Source organism: Archaeoglobus sp. UBA230 (assembly GCA_002507545.1).
Classification (GTDB): Archaea; Halobacteriota; Archaeoglobi; order Archaeoglobales; family Archaeoglobaceae; genus Archaeoglobus.
Genome location: DAVR01000037.1, coordinates 19,160 through 37,893, shown reverse-complemented (window position 1 = coordinate 37,893; position 18,734 = coordinate 19,160). Strand labels below are relative to the sequence as shown.

Sequence of the window (18,734 nt, the reverse complement as noted above, 5' to 3'; positions counted from 1 at the left end):
AAAACAGCTATTTCGTGACAGAAAACTTATTGATATTGCCACCTTAAAGTGTCAAATTCTGTTAAATTTTTAGAGCTGTGTAAACAGTTCATTTTTTGATTAAAGCAAAATAAATTGGATAATCGGCGATTAAACTATGCAGAAACTTAGTCAAATATCAGTCTTCCCTCCTCGGTAACTTCTAATATTTTGGTTCTACCGTACTTGACAATGTTGATAAGCCCCCTGCTCCTCAACTGCTTTATCCTCTTTTTCACAGTGTTTCTGGCAAGCCCAAGTTCATCCATGGCCTCTTTTATGGATGGTTTCTCTCCGGTTTTGTTTTTCATGTATACAAATCTGAGCATTTCGTAAAGTTCTGGAGATAGCTTTATCTTCTTCTTCTCCAGCTGATTACATTCCATTTTGAGGAGAGATAGCTGGGTGGCATCCAGAATTCCCGGTGTTGCCACTAAGATGACGACCCCTCTCTTGAGAATGTAGAAGTCCTCTCTAATACGCTGGATCATCGAAAGTAGTGACTCAAAATCAATTTTTGTTACGAGATAGTCGAGTTCAAGCACAACAACGTTGTTCTTGGCCGGGAAGTTGAGAATTGTCTTCTCAATAGTCGTCGCGTCAGGGTGGATGGTATCCTTGCCCTCCTTCTCTGAAAGCCATAGCACCTTGCAGTCAACATTCACCTCCTCCGGCAGTCTTCTCGTGATTACTGTCCCTACAAAGCTGGCCTTTGCCATATCTGACAGCACGTCAAGGGCAAGTTCGAAGTTGTCTGTCAGATAGACCTTTCCGATATCAACCTTGTACTTCAGAATCCTTCTCAACAATTCTTGTTCGGATTTAACTCTGTACGACATATCTCTGACAATCATCGAAATACCCGAAATTTCGTCATTTTCAAGAATTGGTGATGCTGTTATCTCCACATCAACTATGCTTCCATCCTTGCGTTTTCTCTTGCCCTCAAACGAGAGGTTCTGAATACCGTTCTTTATTTTCTGGATTATGTATTCGGTTTCTTTTTCGAAATCTTCGGGTAAAAGCTCCTTAACGTGCATTCCCAAGGCTTCAGATTTCTGCCATCCAAACAGATTCTCAGCACCCTTATTCCAGCTTGTTATCTTTCCTTCCATGTCAAAAGAGTATATAGCCTCGTTTGAGTTCCCGATTATATTTGCAAGATATTTTAGCTCCGCAGTCCTCTTTTCAAGCTCTTCATAAGCTTTTTTGAGCTTCTCTTCGCTCTTCTTCTTTTCGGTTATATCCCTCATTATGACTACAAATCCTGTGACCTCTCCTTTCGAATTGTGGATTGATGTGAGGGTTTGATCAACAATAATCTTCCTGCCGTCTTTTGTCAATCTTACAGTCTCTATATCCTTGGCGTATCCCTCCAGTATTGCCTTTCTGAAGTTCTCTCTGCATTGCTCGCTCATACCGTCTGCCATAAGAATTGTAAACTTCTTTCCTATCATCTCTTCAGCCTTGTAGCCGAACATGGCTTCAGCACCCTTGTTCCAAGACACGATGTTTCCGTCTATGTCCAAGGAAACGACAGCATCAATCGTGTGTTCGGTGATTGCGGCGAGATGGGCAAGTCTTTCTTCAGCCCTCTTTCTGTCTGTAATGTCTCTACCTATTCCAATAAATCCAACAACTTTCCCTTCTTCGTAGAGCGGATTAAGACTGAACTCGAAAATTCTACCGCTGATCGTGTGAGTCTCAAAACTACATGAGTCATGTCCTATTTCTGGCACATCGAGAAGAAAATCTCTCAGATTCCGTCCGATAATTTTCTTCTCCCTGAACAACTCGTAGCCTTTAATATTTGAGAAGATTATGTTCAAATCATTGTCAGTCTCGAAAATCCAGTCGTTGAGGTTCTCAACGAGGTTCCTGTATTTCTTTTCGGTTTCTCGAAGTATCTTCTCCCTTTCGATGAGCTCTTTCGCAACTTTGTTGAAGAACCTACCCATATCCTCGAATTCATCTCTTGTATCTATCTCCACCTGAATATACTTACCATTAAGCAGATACTCGAATCCATTTCGCAATCTTTCGAGGGGCTCCGTTATACTTCCCGCGAGAAACATGGAAATTCCGAGAATTATGATTAGGACGTAGAAATCGTATGCAATTGCGAAGTATTCCGGCAGAAACTGGAGTATTGTGTAGAGCACTGCTGAAATGGTCGAGATTATCAGGGAGGATATCACTATTTTGACAAATATAGACCTCATAATATCACGACCGCAAAAACCACAATAAATGCACAAATCCACCCGGCATAGGCTGCTACGAGAGGGTCGAGCCTCATGTTCTGTATGTCCTTTATATTTACCGAGAAACCAACTGCTGCGAGGGTTATTGAGAATGCTATTGTTGACGCCGGTTTTAGAACGCTGAGTATGCCCGAGGGTAAGTAGCTGGAGAAGTAAGACAGCACGAGAAATGCGGCTATATACCAGGGCACGTAGTAGCGATGTTCGGAGTAGGATATTGAGGTGAAGAATGCCACAACAGCGATCAAGGCAATTCTGACACTCTTTACCTCCAATGCACTTCTCACAGCCTCAACACCAAACGGTTTGGTGGCAATCTCCACAAGACCTGTTTGATGTAGCGTTGCCCCGCACAGTAGTGCGTACTTCTCAAGTGACGGATGAAAAACATTGTAGAGGTAGGGCAGTATAACTGCACCTGTCAGCCCGACGATGGTTATAACAATGACGGCAGACGAGAACTCCTCCTTTTTTGGTTTGGTCAGTGATGCAACGATTGCAATGGCTGATGCACCACATATGGCTGTTCCACATGAAAGCAGAAAAGACAGTCTGTTATTGAGGCTGAATACGTATTTGCTGAAAAAATAAACAAGGGTTCCCAACATGATTGCTGACACCACAGCCATTGCTACGAAATTCGATGGCAATTCAGCATTTAGCTTGATGTTGGCACCGTACATTGCAATTCCGATCGGAAGCATTATTGAGAGGAATTTTTCAGCGTCCTCCTTGTAATCTCCATCAAAAAACGTGTTCGAGAAAACCCCGAAGATCAGTGACAGAAAGAGTGCATCAAGTGGTGGGTAGGCGACGCTTATTCCATATGCCAGAATTCCACACAGCATTATTGCGATAAACGTTGTCCTCCTCATTTTTCCCCGTGAAAGTGCCATCTCCGGTTTATTAAGTTTTCCCACTGATTAATAATGCTCAATACCTCTCACCAGAATTCGAGAAGCTGCAGCACGGTAGTTAAATAAAAACACAAATCACTTAATGCTTCCAATTTTAGCTGCAAGCCTTGCCAGAACCTCCTTCCTTTTCGCCTGAACGAACTTTATCGAACCAACAATCAGATGTCCCCCTCCATCCACCCCAGCAACTATTTCCTCCCGCAACTCCTGAACAAGTCTGGGAATGTCAAGTTCAACTCCTTCACTCCTTATCACGGCAAAATCTGGGCCATAGCCAATTGTCACTATCCTATCGTATTTCTGCTTTAACCTGTCATGCACCTCTCCAGTAAGTTTTCCCGGTGGAGGAAATGTGAACTTCTTAGCATAGTTCTCCACATCAAGGGCTGCGAGGGCTATGCCGTTGGGTAGCAGTTGGATTTTTACACCATCCATTGCGGTCTTAACCTGCTCCTCTATAGCCTCTTTTGCATATTCAGAAAGCATCTCAACAAACCTAACATGTCTGTCCTGCCTGCCAAAGCCGAGTATCTCATGCATAATCTGGCTCGCTGATCTAAATCTCAAATAAAATCCCTCATACTCTACTGCAAGGGCTATATCTGCAAGTTCTTCCCTGCTCTTCCCAGAAAGATCAACGTACTTCTCGACTTCGCCCTCAGCCCTATCGCCTACAACACTGATAGCAGCAAGGTGTTTCATGTCAAGGTCGGAGATCATCCTGGCTATTTCAACACACAGAATGCCAGAGGTGTAGTTGCTGTCTCCACCAACCTTGTAGGGGTTGACGTGGTAAAGCAGGTAGCGATCCACTTCCTCATCAGGAAAGTGGTGGTCTATTGTTATAACATCCGCTCCGAAGAGTAGAAACTGCCTTATTGCCGGCACATCCTCTATTCCCGAACCGTTGTCCACCAGAACGACAAGAGGAATCTTATCCCCATGCCTCTCCATGTCTTCAAGACTTTCGTCGAGGTCTCTCACAACATCCTCAAGCTCGTAAAAGGGTGCTCTTGAAACCCTTCTCTTAACCAGATAATATTTCGCATCGCTGTCCGAGTGAACATTTTCAACGAGATTAATCAGCGCCTTCTCAAGGGCAACTCCTCCACAGGTGCCATCGGCATCCCAGTGATGCCTTATGATTATCGGTCTCGACTCGTAGACGGCTTTCTTTAGCTCCTTCGCAACTCGGAGCATGTCATCCTTAAGCGCATCAAGAACCTTGCTCTCAATAAGAAAGCCCTTGAATTCAGGTTCACATGCTTTCTCTATCTCCTCTTGAATTCTCTTTCTTATCTCATAAGCTTCCTCTCCAAGCAGCTTTTCCATCTCGAGAATCTCTATTTGAAGCTTCGTCTCCCTCCTTTTTACAATTCCCACAACCCTCACAACATCGTCAACTCTCACCTCTGGGTAAGCTCTTTCTCCCCCCTCGAATGCTGCAGCATTTACACTCGCTTTGCCATCGAGAAGTGTGAAAATTGTTGGCCCCCCTGTCAGCTTGATGTGGGTGACCATTCCCCTAACCTCGACCATCTTGCCAGTGTAGTTCTCAAGCTCTGAGATGTCAACCCTCTTAACGTCCTTTGAGACATCAACAACCGCAAAACCGTCCATCCTAACCGGCTTCAGGTCTATATCTCCACTCAACCCTATCCCACTAACCTGAACAAGAATGTCATCATCCTCGCTGAATTTAAATCCTCCAAGATTTTTGCGGTGAATCAAACCCCTCAGCCTCTTGTTCAGGTTAACGAAAACACCAATGTCTGTGACAGCGGATACTTTTCCCAGATAAACCCTATTAATTCTGACATCCTCGAGTCCACAGCTATTGCTCAATCTGTAGGCATGAGGCTTCTTTCTGCATGACGGGCAGAGTTCATGATTACCAATCACCTTCGCCCCACATATTTTACACCTTCCTGCCTTCCCTGTTCCATTGCACTCTTTACAAACCTGCATGATCTTGACCGTTCCTGACCCTCTGCAAGCCCCACAAATACCGTCCATAAACATCTTTATCTGCTCATCTGTAAGTTCTGCTGTCAGTTTTGGATCAAAGCTTTTCGCCTTTCCCGTGCCACTGCATATTTCGCATGCTTTCTCTATCTCGATGTAACCTTTGCCATCACAGGTATCGCATTTCATTATTCCAAAGGGCTATAGGTGAGTTAATAACATTATCCGGATTGCAGTCACAAAGACGAAAAACGCAACAGCAATGGCGCTCAGCACTCTGAATGCCTTGATGGCCTCCCGCACGAGTGATACATCTGCATCTCTACCCGGAAGCATGTAATGGCCGGGCTTTTCAAGTTTCACACCAAGAACGTAGGACATGGCAGCAATTGTACATCCGTTCAGTTTGACATTCTTTTCCAAGCCATACCTTAACGCCCCTCTTTTCACCAACTCGAAAAATACTAAAGAAAGTCTTGCAGGCAGAAAGTTCAGAATGTCATCAATCCTTGCAGTAAACTTGCCAAAATGCTCATATCTCCCCATTCTATACCCAATCATGGCATCACAGGTATTCACAGCCTTGTAAACCATAGCCCCTCCAATCCCTAAAATTGAAAAATAGAATAGTGGAGATACAACACCATCAACATAGTTCTCGGCCACCGATTCTATCACAGCAGAACAAAGCTGCTCCTCATTCAGCTCTGCGGTATTTCTGCTCACAATCTGCTGGACTGCATTTCTATCAATTCCGTCCCTCACACACCTTTCAGCGTGCGATATCATGCTTCTGATAGATACTGCAGAGAAAAGAAGGTAGGAATGCCACATATAGTTCCAAGGCTGAGGAATTGGAACAAATACAAGTATGAGAGAGAAAAAAGCTACTGTAAGCGTTGAAAATATCCCGTAGACGAGATCGGCAACAGGATTTGAAATTTTAAGTTTTTCAAAAAAAGAGATGAGTTTACCGAACCAAGAGACTGGATGAATGGCTAAGGGTGGCTCAGAGATTAAGATATCAAGAAGGATTGCAAGCAGCAAAACCAACAGTTCCATTGAGGAAAAGAGCTCATATCTGTTAGAAAAATTTAATCATGAGCCGGCAACAGCACTGGCTAAGTGTCTTTCTATTATATCTTTTAGCATTCTCCTCGTGAAGGGTTTCTCTACCACCTCTTTCGCCCCTGCAGCAAGCATCTCTTTGCCCCTACTTCTGGCAAAAGCTGTCAAACCAATTACGATGGCTTTAGGATCAATTTTCACAATCTCTTTTGTAGCCTCGACTCCATCCATCTGGGGCATTGAAACGTCCATCAGGACGAGATCGGGACGTATTTTTTCATACAGTCTAATTGCTTCATATCCGTTGGTAGCCTCGATTATTTCGTAGTCCTTCAGCATCACCTTCACAATCTCCCTTATGCTGTCATCATCATCAACTACCAACAATCTGATGCTCATTATTACTACTATCGTAAACAACTTTAAAAGCTTTTCTCTTAACATCGAAAATGCAAGAATGCATCAGAGTCTTAAATCCAAAACCCTTCCAAGCCTCTCATTACATTCCAAAACTTCAGTTCCCCTGAGATAAACTTCCTTCGGAAACACAGCCTTGAAACCCTCGTAGGGTGTCCACCCACATTTTGAGTGGAGCATTTCGTCCCTTATTTTCACAATATCTCTCAAGTCAAAAACAGCAAAATTCGCAAAGTTTCCAACCTCAATCCCCCCGTAACCTTTAAAACCGAAAATTCTCGATGGGTTTTCAGCTACCTTCTCAACAAGGTCTCTGAAACTGACAACACCCTCTTTTGCGAGGAAGACAAAAATAGGATACATTGTCTCCACACCCGGAAAACCCGGTGCACCAACCTTTTTATCCTCAGGCGTGTGGGGTGCGTGGTCTGATGCGAGGATATCGGCATTATTGAAATTCCTCAGCAGCCACTCAGCTTCGTCTCTACTTCTAAGGGGTGGATTTACGTTTACAGCATCTCCAAGTTTTGCATAGTCATCAACGGAAAGAAGGAGATGATGAGGAGTAACTTCAAAGGTCGAGGTGCTTTTCATTATCTTTTCAGCCGAGTCTTTGGTGGAGATGTGGCAAAAGTGGAATCTTGAAATCTCCAAGGCCTTCTCAACCGCTCTTATCTCTGCCTCTCTGCTCCTGAATCTGAAGTTTGGAGAACCGGGTTTGACCAATTCAGGGTCTTCTGCATGAAGTGTAATTAAGTTTTTGACTTTCTCCACAACTTTTTTGAGAGTTTCGTAGTCAATTTGCAAATCCTCATTGTTGTGCTGGATGAAGACCTCTCCAACTGCCGGAAGATGATATTTTTGTATGATTTTTTCCACTATATCCTCAATCCTGCTGAAATTTGAGTTTGTTAGGGCAAGGTTCAGAGAGTAATCAACAAAGACCTTTTTCTTTGCCCTCTCCATCCTCCTGAAATAAACATGCTCTGAGTCAACAACGGGCTTAGTGTTCGGCTGATCAACAACTAAACAGATTCCCCCATGCAGTGCAGCCTCTGTTCCTGTCTCAATCGTCTCCTTGTATTTTTCATCAAAGTCCCTTAGGTGGACATGGACGTCAATTCCAGCGGGCAGGATTATACCTTTAACCTCTCTTCCCCTAACAAGTTTACCAATTCGCTTAATTCTTCCCTCTTCGATTTCAATTCCAGCTTCAACGAGCTCTCCTTGGTAGAATACCTTACCTCTTAGCATTTACAAGTTCCTCAAACTTTTTTATCGCCTCTTTAACCCTCCTGTCATCGCTTCCAGAAAACTTCACCAGAACATAACCCGATTTCGGATACGAGCCGATCTGCACATCGGGAAACTGTTCAACCACCTTGTTTAGCTTGTCCACGATCTTAACCTCAAAACCTTCAACTCTCACCGTATCCTCATAGTAACTCGCTCTTTCGAACCTCTCCAGTATCTTCCCAAAGGTGTTTTCCATTTCTGCAGGCACTCCGGGCATAACGGCAACGTTCTCGACGATAAATGCCGGAGCTGCCCCAACATCATTCCAGATTATCTCGCTGCCTTCAGGTACAGAAGAAATTTTTTTCACAGCCTCCTCGTTTCTGCTCAGCTTGCTCAGCCACTCGTAAACCTCTTTGTTTACAACAAGTTCTCTTCCAAACGCCCTCGCAATTCCCTCTGCAGTGACATCATCATGGGTGGCGCCAAGTCCACCTGTGACAAGAACGAAGTCCGCCTCCTCCGAAGCTTTTCTGACCTCCTCTGCTATAACGTTCACATCATCAGGAACTGTTATGATCTTCCTTACCCTGTGACCCAGTTTGGTAAGCTTCTTTGCCATGTAGGTTGCATTCGTGTTGTTTATGTCTCCACTGAGTATCTCGTTCCCCACAGAGATTATGATAAACTCCATAATGAAAATTGAGTTTTAAATTTAAAATGTTACTGGAACAGCCTTCTGAACAGCCTTCCCTGCAGACCATGAAAAGCTGCAAAGCCCTCAGCAAGCCTTTGGTTAATCGCACCTGTGTCAAAGGAGACGAGTTCTTCCGAATAGAGTGCAAATTCTGAGTGTCTCGCCACTGGAATGATGCTTCCCTTAAAAAGCCTCATTTTGACCCACCCCGTAACCCTTTCCTGAGTCTTATCAATGAATGCATTCAGGTCGTCGTAAAGCGGGTCATTCGTTAACCCGTAGTAAACAAGCTCTGCCCACTCCTCCTCAACAAACTTCTTGAACTTCAGCTCCCTTCTGCTCAAAACGAGTTTTTCAAGGTCTCGGTGGGCTGTGATCAGGATCGTGGCTGCGGGATGCTCATAATTCTCCCTTGCCTTAAGTCCGAGAACCCTGTCCTCTATCATATCCGTCCTGCCCACGCCATGTCTGCCACCAATTTCGTTTAGCTTATTGATCAGTTCAAAGCCGCCCATTCTCTTATCATTTAGGGCTACCGGAACTCCCTTTTCAAACTCAATTTTTATGAGCTCCGGCTCGTCTGGGGCTTTTTCAGGACTTGCAGTCCACTCGTAAATGTCTTCTGGTGGGGTGAAGGACGGGTCTTCAAGCTTTCCACCTTCTATGCTTCTGCTCCAGAGGTTTTCGTCAATGCTGTAGGGCTTCTCCTTCGTCGCTGGCACATCTATCCCATGCTGCTTCGCGTATTCAATCTCCCATTCCCTTGTCAAGTTGAGGTCTCTCACCGGCGCTATAACCTTGAAGCCATACTGCCTGAACACGTTTTCGAATCTAAGCTGGTCATTTCCTTTCCCGGTGCAACCGTGTGCGATTGCATCAGCATTCTCCTTCTTCGCAACCTCTACAACCTTTTCGGCTATCAAGGGTCTGGCAAGGGCAGTTCCAAGAACGTAGCCCTCATACTCGCCATTTGCCTTTATCAGCTTAAAGAGTTCCAAAACAAAGTCTTCTCTTGCGTCTATGGTGTAATGCTTATCGGCATACTTCTTTCCTCTCTCTTCAGCCTGTTTAACATCACTCTCAGGCTGTCCGATGTCAACCGTTACCGTAATGACTTCATTAAATCCATATTTCTCTTTCAACAAAGGTATACACACTGTTGTGTCCAAGCCTCCAGAGTACGAGAGGACTACTTTCATACAGCACGTAGTCATCTAATGTTTAAAGCTTTTGCATCTCTAAGCACATTTTTGGACTTCGCAACTTTCCAACGCTCATGGCTGCAGGACAGCCGAGCATAATAAAGCTTCGACTCACGTGTATTGATCGAATATAAAAAGACGGGAATAAAGAACTATAAAAACAACAAGCAGAGCGTCTGAAAACTGAGATTGCTGTCAGAGCCACGATTGAATGGACAGTATATCTGCAGGTGTCGTCGTAGATTTCAAGCATTGGTATGACTGATGAAATAAGGAGTGATACTCCAGCAGCTATGAAGACTGCCTCAGACTTACATTGACTTTCACATCCAATACTCGCAAAACTGAGTTTCGTGCTGTAAGGATTTTAAAAAATAGTTTAAAAGCCAAGTTCTTTTTTGACCTCTTCAATCTCCCTCTCAAGCTCTTCAAGCTCAGCGAAGCCAAATTCCTTCTCGTTAACACCAGCGAGTCTCCAGAACAATCTTGCGACTATCGGCATCATTTTGCCTGCATATCCCGGAGAATGAGGAAGAAGCTTTGCAGCCAAATCTCCAAGTTTTTCAAACTGGTCTTTATCAAGCTTATCAAGATTCATGCTTGCCTCACCGAGGAGGGCTATCCCCGCTCCAACTACTCTCTCCCTCTGAGCATAATACTTAGCAGCCTCACTCGTTATTCTATGCACACCCATACTATCACCCAATTTTATCTTTGTTTTTGAAATATAAGAATATTACGGTAAATCAAAATTTCTCAGATTTGGAGACTATTCTCTGAGTGAAACTATGATTACTGCCAATAATATTAAAAGCGCGCCAAAATACTGGGTTAATGTTAAAATTTCGGCAAGAAATAAAACACTAAAAAGGTGGGCAAATACACCTTCAAGGGAGAGTATCACAGCAGCGTCTGAGGACTTGGTGTAACTCTGAAGCCAGTTCTGGAGCATCTTTGCAACAAATGTCGCGAAGAAAGCCGTGATAAGTATCGCTGCAATAACAGTTGTGTTCATCTCAAATTTGACCGTTGTGAAAGCTGCAAATGGGGCGGAGAGAATGAATATAGCAAAGGCTTGCCAGAAGGCGAGCATGGTTGGATTACTGAGGCGAGAGTAATGAGAGATCATGGCGATCTCTGCTCCGAAAAAGAGGGCACAGAAGAGCATGAGAATGTCGCCGATATTGAATCCTGAGTATCCGGAAAGAAAGTAGAACCCCGTAAATGCCAGAATCACTCCAAAAACGTCTCGCCTATCAAACACATCCTTGTAAACAAGCCAAGAAATTATTGGGGCTAATACAACATAGGTCGAGGTTATAAAACCTGCATTGGTTGCTGTAGTGTAATCAAGCCCGACCGTCTGGAAAGTATAGCCCAGAAAAGATACCACTCCAATCTTGAAACCGTCTTTAAAATTCCCCCATTTGAGGAATGGGACAAAGAAAAGGCATGCTATGAAAAATCTAACTGTATTAAAAGCAAAAGGCGACATGCTGTCCAGAGCTATCTTCACAACCGGAAATGTAGAGCCCCATATCAAAGCAACAACCGCAAGCCCCAGATCAGCGTATAACCTCTTCACCTTTGGCAGAAGTTGCAGTTTGTTTAAAAAATTAACTTTAAAGTTTCGAAAATTTTTTAAGTATCAAATCTTGCTAAAGGCGAGGTGTAAGAATGAAGAGGGTTGTTACTGCTATGGTAATTCTGGCAGCAGTTCTAATTCTGGGATGTGCACAACAGACACCAACCGAAGAAAAAAAGATAAAGCTTGTAGAAGAAGGCTTTCTGACGGTTGGGAGTGATATAGCGTATCCACCATTCGAATACACCGACGAGAAAACAGGAGAATATACGGGGTTTGACATTGATCTCATGACAGAAATCGCAAACAGGATGGGGCTTAAGGTTAAGTTCGTCAACACAGCGTGGGATGGAATTATTCCGGGGCTTCTGGCACACAAATATGACGTAATATGCTCGGCAATGACGATAACCGAGGAAAGGGCAAAGCAGGTTGACTTCAGCGACCCTTACTTTGAGGCGAAGCAGGTCATCCTAACTAAAGCAGACAACACGGAGATACAGGACGTTGACGATTTAAATGGAAAGATCGTTGCAGTACAGCAGGGAACAACCGGAGACTTTGCAGCTCAGAGGTTGAAGGACGAGAAAGGAATACAGCTTGAAATCAAGAGATTTGAGGGCACTCCAGAAGCACTCATGGCGGTTCAGAAAGGGGATGCGGATGCTGCAATTATTGACAACTTCGTTGCCTACATAGCCGCCAAAGAGAACCCAGACATATACCGCGTTGTCGAATCCGATGAATTTGCCCCAGAATACTATGGAATTGCTGTGAACAAAGACAATCCAGCACTGCTTGAGAAGATCAATGAAGTTCTGAAGGAAATCAAAGAAGACGGCACATACGATAAGATTTACAACAAATGGTTTGGTGAGTGAAAAATAAATTTTTTTATATCTCAACTTTTTTCTGAGTTCAATGGCTGCGATAAATCAATTTGACGTCGAGCTGTTTGTCCAGATACTCCCAGACCTTGCATTTGGAGCCATGGTTACTCTAAAGCTCACAGTTCTCTCCATTATCTTCGGACTTATTATAGGCACAGTTGCAGGTCTTGGCAGGGTTTCAAAGAACTTTCTCCCTTTCGCCATCTCAACAGCCTATGTTGAAGTAATCAGAGGAACTCCACTCCTCGTACAGATTCTCATTGTCTATTTCGGTCTACCTGCTATTGGAATTAACCTCCAGCCAGAACCTGCAGGGATAATAGCACTTAGCGTTTGCAGCGGAGCTTACATAGCTGAGATAGTCAGGGCTGGGATTGAGTCAATACCTATTGGACAGATGGAGGCAGCAAGGAGCTTGGGTATGACTTACCTTCAGGCAATGCGTTACGTAATTTTCCCACAGGCCTTCAGGAACATTCTGCCAGCCTTAGGAAATGAATTCATTGCACTCCTAAAGGATTCGTCGCTGCTTTCAGTGATCTCGATTGTCGAACTCACAAGGGTGGGAAGGCAGATAGTCAACACAACCTTCAACGCATGGACACCTTTCCTCGGAGTTGCTCTGTTTTACCTAATGATGACCATACCGCTCAGCAGATTGGTATCATACTCCCAGAGAAAACTGGGGGTTTACGAGGTCAAGTGAGTAAAAAGATTTTAATCTTTAATGCTTGACATCCAGTGATGATCGAAGAGGAGATTATAGGTATTCTCGAAGAGTCGGGAGCTTTGAGTTCCAATGAAATTGAAAAGGAACTGAGGCTTCGTGGTATAAACATCAGGGCAAGAACCGTTAGATATCACTTAAAGAAGTTGGAAGAGAAAGGCTTAGTAAAAAGAGGCAGCAACGGGAAGGCTGAACTAACCGAAAAAGGACTTAAAGTGCTGAAAAGAAAGAGTGCTTTTGAGCGACTTGGAGAATTCTCAGAGAGAATAGAATACAATGTTTACCTAAGCAATTTTAACCTCTACACTCTTTCTGGCCTCGTTCCAACCAATATCGCTTTCATAAACAAAGATTATTTTGAAAAAGCAATAAATATTATTAACGAATTTTCGGAATTTCCATATCTTGTTTCGAACCTGATAACCGTAATCGAGGAGGGAGAAAGAGTAGGAGATTATGCAGTTGAAAAGGACAAATTCGCAATTGCAGTGATATCAAACACCCTTTTTGACGTCATACTCAGATCTGCAGGAGTAAACACATATCCCGAATATGCTGCATTGCTCAGCATTGAAGAAAGGGAGCCAAAGGGGATTACCGAGCTTATAAGCTACATCGGCACAACTCTCAGCCCTGGACAACTCTTTCTTAAATCTGGTCTTACATCAATCTCATTAATTCCGAAATCAGGAAGAGGAGAGATCATAGTGGCTATAAGATCGTTCAGCAGATACGCAATGGATATTGCAAGGAGAGAGCTGGAAATAGCAGAATCCAAAGGGTTTGGGGGGATAATAAAGATTCTTCACCCAGCAGACAGGCGATTTGGTTTACCAACTGGAAGCAGAGCGAGATTGATAGTCAGCGCAGGGCTAAATTATCTCGCTCCACTCTACGAAGATGGAATTCCGCTGGATATCAGAATAAATGAGTTTTTTGTTGATTATAAGGATTTCAGAACTCCGGATTACTATTTGTAAAATGGCAATAAATTTCCGCAAAATTTTTTAAAGTAAAAGTTTCATAAAAATTAAACACAATAGTTAGAGGTGAGAAAATGTTCAGAGGAGTTGATTTCTACAATATAGATGAGCTTCTGAGCGATGAAGACAGACTGGTCAGGAATTCTGTCAGAGAATTTCTTGAGAAGGAGGTTGTACCGCTTGTTGCTGATGCGTGGCATGAGGAGAAGCCGTTGAACTTCCATAAGCTTGGAAAGAAGTTCGGAGAGCTCGGGATGCTGGGCACATTCATTCCCGAGGAGTATGGCTGTCCGGGAATGAGCTACACGACCTTTGGAATAGTTTGCCAAGAGGTGGAGAGGGTTGACAGTGCTTTGCGAAGCTTCGTTGCAGTAACTTCTGGCTTGGTAATGTATCCGATATGGCAGTACGGCAGTGAGGAGCAGAAGAAGGAGTATCTGCCGAAGCTTGCCAAGGGCGAAATCATTGGTTGTTTTGGTTTGACCGAGCCTAACCATGGAAGTGATCCGGGGAGTATGGAGGCTACTGCGAGAAGGAATGGGGATGAGTGGGTGCTGAATGGGACCAAAACCTGGATCAGCGAGGCTGATATGGCGGACATAGCTGTAGTGTGGGCGAGGGATGTGGAGGATGGCAAGATCAAGGGGTTTATTGTGGAGAAGGGCACGAAGGGCTTTCAGCAGAGTGCCCTGACAAAGAAGGGTTCTATGAGGGCTGGAAGTGTTGGTGAGCTCGGCCTTGTGAACTGCAGAGTTAGTGAGGAGAACAGACTGCCAGGGGCAAGGGGGCTGAGAGCTCCTCTGAGCTGTCTGAATCAGGCAAGGTTCGGGATTTCCTGGGGGGCTATCGGGGCTGCTATGGATTGCTATGAGACGGCATTGAATTACACAAAGGAGAGGAAGCAGTTCGGGGCTCCTTTGGCTTCGTTCCAGCTCGTGCAGGAGAAGCTCGTCAAGATGCTGATTGAGATCACCAAGGGGCAGCTACTCGCATGGAGGCTTGCAAGGCTGATGGACGAGGGCAAGGCCACGACAGAGCAGATATCCTTAGCGAAGAAGAACAATGTGAGGGTGGCGAGATACTGTGCGAGGACTGCGAGGGAGCTGCTGGGGGCGAATGGGGTAAGCTTGGACTACTCTCCGATAAGGCACATGGCGAACATTGAGTCGGTATATACTTACGAGGGGACAGATGACATCCACACGCTGATCTTAGGTAGGGCGATTACTGGGTATCAGGCGTTTAGGAGAGAACTGTAGGGTGATCGCATTGGATTTTCCCCCTTTTGACGAGATGCTCGTCATTGAGCTGGGACAGGCGGTAGCTGGACCTTATATCGGCACGCTGTTGGCGGATCTTGGGGCGGAGGTTATACACATCGAAAGACCAAAAGTCGGTGACTTGGCAAGGCACTGGATTCCCATAAAGGCAGATCTCAGCTTTTACTTTGGCGTCGTAAACAGGAACAAGAAGTCAATGACCCTCGACTTGAAGCACGAAAAGGGAAAGGAGATTTTCTTCAAACTTGCAGAAAAGGCTGACGTTATCATCGAAAATTTTGTTCCGGGAGTTGTTAAGAAGCTTGGAGTAGATTATGAGGCTGTAAAGAAGATCAATCCAGACATAGTTTACTGTCACGTATCAGGATTCGGACAGGATGGTCCTTACAGGGATAGACCAGCCTTTGACCAGCTCATTCAGGGTGAGGCAGGTATAATCAGCTATACTGGGACGAGGGATACGCCATGTAAAATCAATATACCAATAACCGATTTACTCGCATCAATGTATGGTGTGTATGCAGTCCTTGCAGCACTGCTTAGGAGGGAGAAGACGGGAGAAGGAATGGAGATTGACATCTCCCTCTTCGACTGTGCAGTTACCATGATGCTAAACCTGATGAACATGGCCATCGTAGAGGGAATGAAAGACGAAGAGTTGAGAATGGGAACTAAATATTTCTTGGCCACACCCTACGAGCCCTACCCGGCTGGGGATGGCAAGCTCGTCAACATAGTTGTTGCAACTGAGTGGCACTGGAGGGAGTTCTGTAAGGCTGTAGGGCTTGAAAAACTAATTGATGACCCACGTTTTGCGACAAACAGGGACAGATTGAAAAACAGAGAAGAACTTGAGAGAATAATAGTTGAAAAGCTGAAAGGGAAAACAAGAGATGAATGGGTTGAAATTTTACTCAAAGCCGGAGTGCCAAGCGGAGCTGTGAACACCATTAGAGAGGTAATAGAACATCCTCAGACGAAGTACAGAAAAACGGTTGTTGATGTAGATTACCCCGGTTTGGGAAAAATAAAGCTCTTTAACAATCCTGTTAAATTTTCAGGATTCGAAATAGAGGTTAAAAGACCGCCGAAACTTGGAGAGCATACCGAAGAGGTACTAAAGTCTATTGGATACGACATCGAGGAAATTGAAGGACTGAAAAGTGAAGGAGTGGTGTGATTAAAAATGAAAAATTTTTTAAAATGTAATTTTTTTAAGGGTGAAAACTGTGAGGTGAGAAGGGATGCGGAAGAAAGTTTTCGTATTAGTACTCGTTGGATTTGTTTTGTTCTTCGCAGGATGTGCACAACAACCAGAGGAGAAGCCAACCACAACAACACCCGCAGCAACGCCTACTGGACCTAAGGAAGAAACGCTATATTTTGGAGCACCAATAAGCCTGTCAGGTAAATTCGCCAAAGAAGGTCAGATGTCTCTGTGGGGTATGCAGGTGGCCGCTCAGTGGATAAACGAGAATGGAGGTATCAAGGTAGGAAACAAGGTTTACAAAGTTGAAATCAAATACTACGACGATGAATCGAAGAAAGAGTCCGTCCAAAGTCTCATAGAGAGGCTCGCCACTGTGGACAAAGTCAAGTTCATCTTGGCACCATACAGCTCCGGATTGACAATGGCAGCAGCACCAATTGCGGAAAAATACGGTGTTTTGATGAACAGCCATGGTGGTGCAAGTGATTACATCTTCGAACAGGGTTACTATTATGTTGTCCAGACTCTAAGTCCGGCAAGTAAATACCAGACAGGATTCCTTGACATGGTGAAGACCTTAGATCCAGATGCAAAAAGATTGGCTTTGGTTTACGAGGACAAAGAATTCTCAAGAGCAGTCCATCAGGCAGCCAAGGAATACGCTGAGAAACTTGGATTCGAGATAGTTTACGAAAAAACCTACCCTGCGGGTACTACCGATCTCTCACCCATACTTAACGAACTCAAAGCAGCGAATCCTGATGTATTGATTGGTGGTGGACACTTCGCCGATGGACAGTTGCTCGCTCAGCAGCTTGCGGAACTTAACATAAACATCAAGGCGATATCAATCCTTGTTGCACCATCATTACCTGCATTCTACGAGGCTCTGGGTACAAAGGCAGAGGGCATATCTGCACCAGCCCAGTGGGAAACTGGAGTCAAATACAGTCCAGAAGTCGCAGAAAAGCTTGGAGTAGAATGGTACGGACCAACACAGGAAGAGTTCATCAAAATGTTCAAGGATCTTGCGGGAGAAGATGCTGAGCCGAGCTACCATGTTGCTGAGGCTGCCGCAGCAGTGTTAAGTTATGCAAAAGCCATCGAAAAGGCTCAGAGCACGGATGTTGATAGAGTGAGAGAGGCTATGAATGACTTAGAGTTCATGTGTGTGTACGGAATGTGGAGCATTGACCCCGAAACAGGGAAGCAGGTTGGACACGACATGGTCATAATACAGTGGCAGAACGAAGAGAAGAAGATTGTATGGCCAGAAAGTGCTGCGAATGCCAAACCTTGCTATCCAATGCCCACGTGGGATGAGAAGGCGGAGGGCAAGACTTGTGGAAGTTAAAATTTTTAATTTTTAAATTTTTGAGGTGAATGAATGATTGCAGAGCAGCTTGCAGCCAATATCATTTACGGTTTACTGCTTGGTGGTGTTTACGGGCTCGCGACAATGGGTTTAAGCCTCATATTTGGTGTTTTAAGAGTTGTTAATGTGGGCCACGGAGCCTTCATAATGGTTGGTGCATTTACCGCCTTCTGGATGTTCACTCTCTACTCCATACCGCCACTTGCTTCCATAGTAGTGGCGGTTATTGTCGGTCTTGCGATGGGATTTGTCGTTTTCATGACCATTATTAGAAGATTGCTTGATGCTCCTGAACTTTCAACCCTTCTTGCTACTTTTGGTATTGGTGTTTTCATTGAAGAGCTTTCAAAGTTCTTCTGGGGTCCGGATTATGTGGGATATAGCTGGGACATAGGCGGTATATCCTTACCCTTTACAGAACTGCCGTTTACAAAGCTCTACGCTTTTGGTTCAAGTATCGTAATCGCAGCATTGCTCTACGTATGGTTCAGCAGAACTAAACTCGGAAAGGCTATAAGGGCCGTGGTGGAGGATAAGGAGGGGGCGATGGTTTGCGGAATAAACGTCAACATGGTCTACGCTTTAAGCTTCGCAATAGGAATTGCGCTCACAGTTACGAGCGGAGTTCTCGTCACACTCTTCACGCCCGTCGGTATTAATGTTTACATGGGAGGCGATTACACACTCAAAGCGTTCGTCATAGCTGTTCTTGGAGGCCTTGGCTCTCCATGGGGTGCATTCTATGCAGGATTTATATTTGGCCTGCTCGAAAATGGTTCCTACACTCTGCTCGGTCTCATTCCGGGAGTTGAGCCCTTTGGTCTCACGAGGTTCGTTAGTTTTACCGCACTCCTGCTGATCTTGTTACTGAAACCAACAGGTCTTCTCGGAGGTGAGTGA

The 18,734-nt window shown here is 44.5% G+C and carries 17 protein-coding genes; 7 read left to right on the top strand and 10 right to left on the bottom strand.

Translation table 11 applies throughout. From position 1 onward, the window contains the following. Window positions 1-146: 146 nt before the first annotated feature. From BP688_RS11230 to BP688_RS11185, 10 genes are all read right to left on the bottom strand, one after another. A complete protein-coding gene (locus tag BP688_RS11230; protein ID WP_290597330.1) occupies window positions 147-2,240 on the bottom strand; it encodes a PAS domain S-box protein in 2,094 nt (697 codons plus the stop codon). Next, window positions 2,237-3,157, bottom strand: coding sequence for a putative sulfate exporter family transporter (locus BP688_RS11225; protein ID WP_290623836.1), 921 nt, complete (start codon window positions 3,155-3,157; stop codon window positions 2,237-2,239). The genes BP688_RS11230 and BP688_RS11225 overlap by 4 nt, the downstream gene beginning before the upstream one ends. Before the next feature lie 117 nt (window positions 3,158-3,274). Then, window positions 3,275-5,353, bottom strand: a complete 2,079-nt coding sequence (locus tag BP688_RS11220) for a DHH family phosphoesterase (RefSeq protein ID WP_290623834.1) — start codon at window positions 5,351-5,353, stop codon at window positions 3,275-3,277. Window positions 5,354-5,365: 12 nt separating this feature from the next. Further along, window positions 5,366-6,226 carry an adenosylcobinamide-phosphate synthase CbiB gene (gene cbiB, locus BP688_RS11215; RefSeq protein ID WP_290623832.1) on the bottom strand — a complete coding sequence of 287 codons (861 nt, stop codon included), beginning with the start codon at window positions 6,224-6,226 and terminating at the stop codon, window positions 5,366-5,368. Between the two features lie 36 nt (window positions 6,227-6,262). Next, complete coding sequence (locus BP688_RS11210; protein WP_290623830.1) at window positions 6,263-6,631, bottom strand: response regulator; 369 nt, start codon at window positions 6,629-6,631, stop codon at window positions 6,263-6,265. 63 nt (window positions 6,632-6,694) lie between these two features. Beyond that, window positions 6,695-7,903: a dihydroorotase gene (locus BP688_RS11205; protein WP_290623828.1), complete on the bottom strand. Its 1,209-nt coding sequence runs from the start codon at window positions 7,901-7,903 to the stop codon at window positions 6,695-6,697. Next, window positions 7,890-8,579 carry a competence/damage-inducible protein A gene (locus tag BP688_RS11200; protein ID WP_290597336.1) on the bottom strand — a complete coding sequence of 230 codons (690 nt, stop codon included), beginning with the start codon at window positions 8,577-8,579 and terminating at the stop codon, window positions 7,890-7,892. Before BP688_RS11200 ends, BP688_RS11205 begins: the two co-directional genes overlap by 14 nt. Before the next feature lie 29 nt (window positions 8,580-8,608). After that, on the bottom strand, window positions 8,609-9,781 hold the full coding sequence (locus tag BP688_RS11195) for an argininosuccinate synthase (protein WP_290597337.1): 1,173 nt from the start codon (window positions 9,779-9,781) through the stop codon (window positions 8,609-8,611). 382 nt (window positions 9,782-10,163) lie between these two features. Next, the gene (locus BP688_RS11190) at window positions 10,164-10,478 is read right to left on the bottom strand and encodes a hypothetical protein (RefSeq protein ID WP_290597338.1); all 315 of its coding nucleotides are present in this window, start codon (window positions 10,476-10,478) and stop codon (window positions 10,164-10,166) included. Window positions 10,479-10,553: 75 nt separating this feature from the next. Beyond that, window positions 10,554-11,369 (bottom strand): DMT family transporter, encoded by an 816-nt coding sequence (locus BP688_RS11185; RefSeq protein WP_290597339.1) that lies wholly within the window; start codon window positions 11,367-11,369, stop codon window positions 10,554-10,556. A 92-nt stretch (window positions 11,370-11,461) separates the two neighbouring features. Here BP688_RS11185 and BP688_RS11180 point away from each other — a divergent pair, with 92 nt between their 5' ends. The 7 genes from BP688_RS11180 to BP688_RS11150 all read left to right on the top strand — a co-directional run bounded on the left by BP688_RS11180 (window position 11,462) and on the right by BP688_RS11150 (window position 18,734). Further along, window positions 11,462-12,250 (top strand): basic amino acid ABC transporter substrate-binding protein, encoded by a 789-nt coding sequence (locus BP688_RS11180; RefSeq protein ID WP_290597340.1) that lies wholly within the window; start codon window positions 11,462-11,464, stop codon window positions 12,248-12,250. Between the two features lie 40 nt (window positions 12,251-12,290). Next, entirely contained in the window at window positions 12,291-12,965 is a 675-nt protein-coding gene (locus BP688_RS11175; protein ID WP_290623826.1) for an amino acid ABC transporter permease, read from the top strand. 38 nt (window positions 12,966-13,003) lie between these two features. Then, on the top strand, window positions 13,004-13,966 hold the full coding sequence (locus tag BP688_RS11170) for an NrpR regulatory domain-containing protein (protein WP_290597342.1): 963 nt from the start codon (window positions 13,004-13,006) through the stop codon (window positions 13,964-13,966). A gap of 77 nt (window positions 13,967-14,043) precedes the next feature. Further along, a complete protein-coding gene (locus tag BP688_RS11165) occupies window positions 14,044-15,228 on the top strand; it encodes an acyl-CoA dehydrogenase (protein ID WP_290597343.1) in 1,185 nt (394 codons plus the stop codon). Between the two features lie 10 nt (window positions 15,229-15,238). Continuing rightward, window positions 15,239-16,429: a CaiB/BaiF CoA transferase family protein gene (locus tag BP688_RS11160; protein ID WP_290597344.1), complete on the top strand. Its 1,191-nt coding sequence runs from the start codon at window positions 15,239-15,241 to the stop codon at window positions 16,427-16,429. Between the two features lie 64 nt (window positions 16,430-16,493). After that, on the top strand, window positions 16,494-17,813 hold the full coding sequence (locus tag BP688_RS11155; protein ID WP_290623824.1) for an amino acid ABC transporter substrate-binding protein: 1,320 nt from the start codon (window positions 16,494-16,496) through the stop codon (window positions 17,811-17,813). A 33-nt stretch (window positions 17,814-17,846) separates the two neighbouring features. Continuing rightward, window positions 17,847-18,734 (top strand): branched-chain amino acid ABC transporter permease, encoded by an 888-nt coding sequence (locus BP688_RS11150; protein ID WP_290597346.1) that lies wholly within the window; start codon window positions 17,847-17,849, stop codon window positions 18,732-18,734.

Coding starts and splice junctions, on each gene's coding strand:
- BP688_RS11165 (WP_290597343.1), top strand. CDS start 14,044: ATGTTCAGAGGAGTTGATTTCTACAATATAGATGAGCTTCTGAGCGAT.
- BP688_RS11175 (WP_290623826.1), top strand. CDS start 12,291: ATGGCTGCGATAAATCAATTTGACGTCGAGCTGTTTGTCCAGATACTC.
- BP688_RS11225 (WP_290623836.1), bottom strand. CDS start 3,157: ATGAGGAGGACAACGTTTATCGCAATAATGCTGTGTGGAATTCTGGCA.
- BP688_RS11200 (WP_290597336.1), bottom strand. CDS start 8,579: ATGGAGTTTATCATAATCTCTGTGGGGAACGAGATACTCAGTGGAGAC.
- cbiB (WP_290623832.1), bottom strand. CDS start 6,226: ATGGAACTGTTGGTTTTGCTGCTTGCAATCCTTCTTGATATCTTAATC.
- BP688_RS11150 (WP_290597346.1), top strand. CDS start 17,847: ATGATTGCAGAGCAGCTTGCAGCCAATATCATTTACGGTTTACTGCTT.
- BP688_RS11230 (WP_290597330.1), bottom strand. CDS start 2,240: ATGAGGTCTATATTTGTCAAAATAGTGATATCCTCCCTGATAATCTCG.
- BP688_RS11210 (WP_290623830.1), bottom strand. CDS start 6,631: ATGAGCATCAGATTGTTGGTAGTTGATGATGATGACAGCATAAGGGAG.
- BP688_RS11205 (WP_290623828.1), bottom strand. CDS start 7,903: ATGCTAAGAGGTAAGGTATTCTACCAAGGAGAGCTCGTTGAAGCTGGA.
- BP688_RS11220 (WP_290623834.1), bottom strand. CDS start 5,353: ATGAAATGCGATACCTGTGATGGCAAAGGTTACATCGAGATAGAGAAA.
- BP688_RS11190 (WP_290597338.1), bottom strand. CDS start 10,478: ATGGGTGTGCATAGAATAACGAGTGAGGCTGCTAAGTATTATGCTCAG.
- BP688_RS11180 (WP_290597340.1), top strand. CDS start 11,462: ATGAAGAGGGTTGTTACTGCTATGGTAATTCTGGCAGCAGTTCTAATT.
- BP688_RS11170 (WP_290597342.1), top strand. CDS start 13,004: ATGATCGAAGAGGAGATTATAGGTATTCTCGAAGAGTCGGGAGCTTTG.
- BP688_RS11195 (WP_290597337.1), bottom strand. CDS start 9,781: ATGAAAGTAGTCCTCTCGTACTCTGGAGGCTTGGACACAACAGTGTGT.
- BP688_RS11155 (WP_290623824.1), top strand. CDS start 16,494: ATGCGGAAGAAAGTTTTCGTATTAGTACTCGTTGGATTTGTTTTGTTC.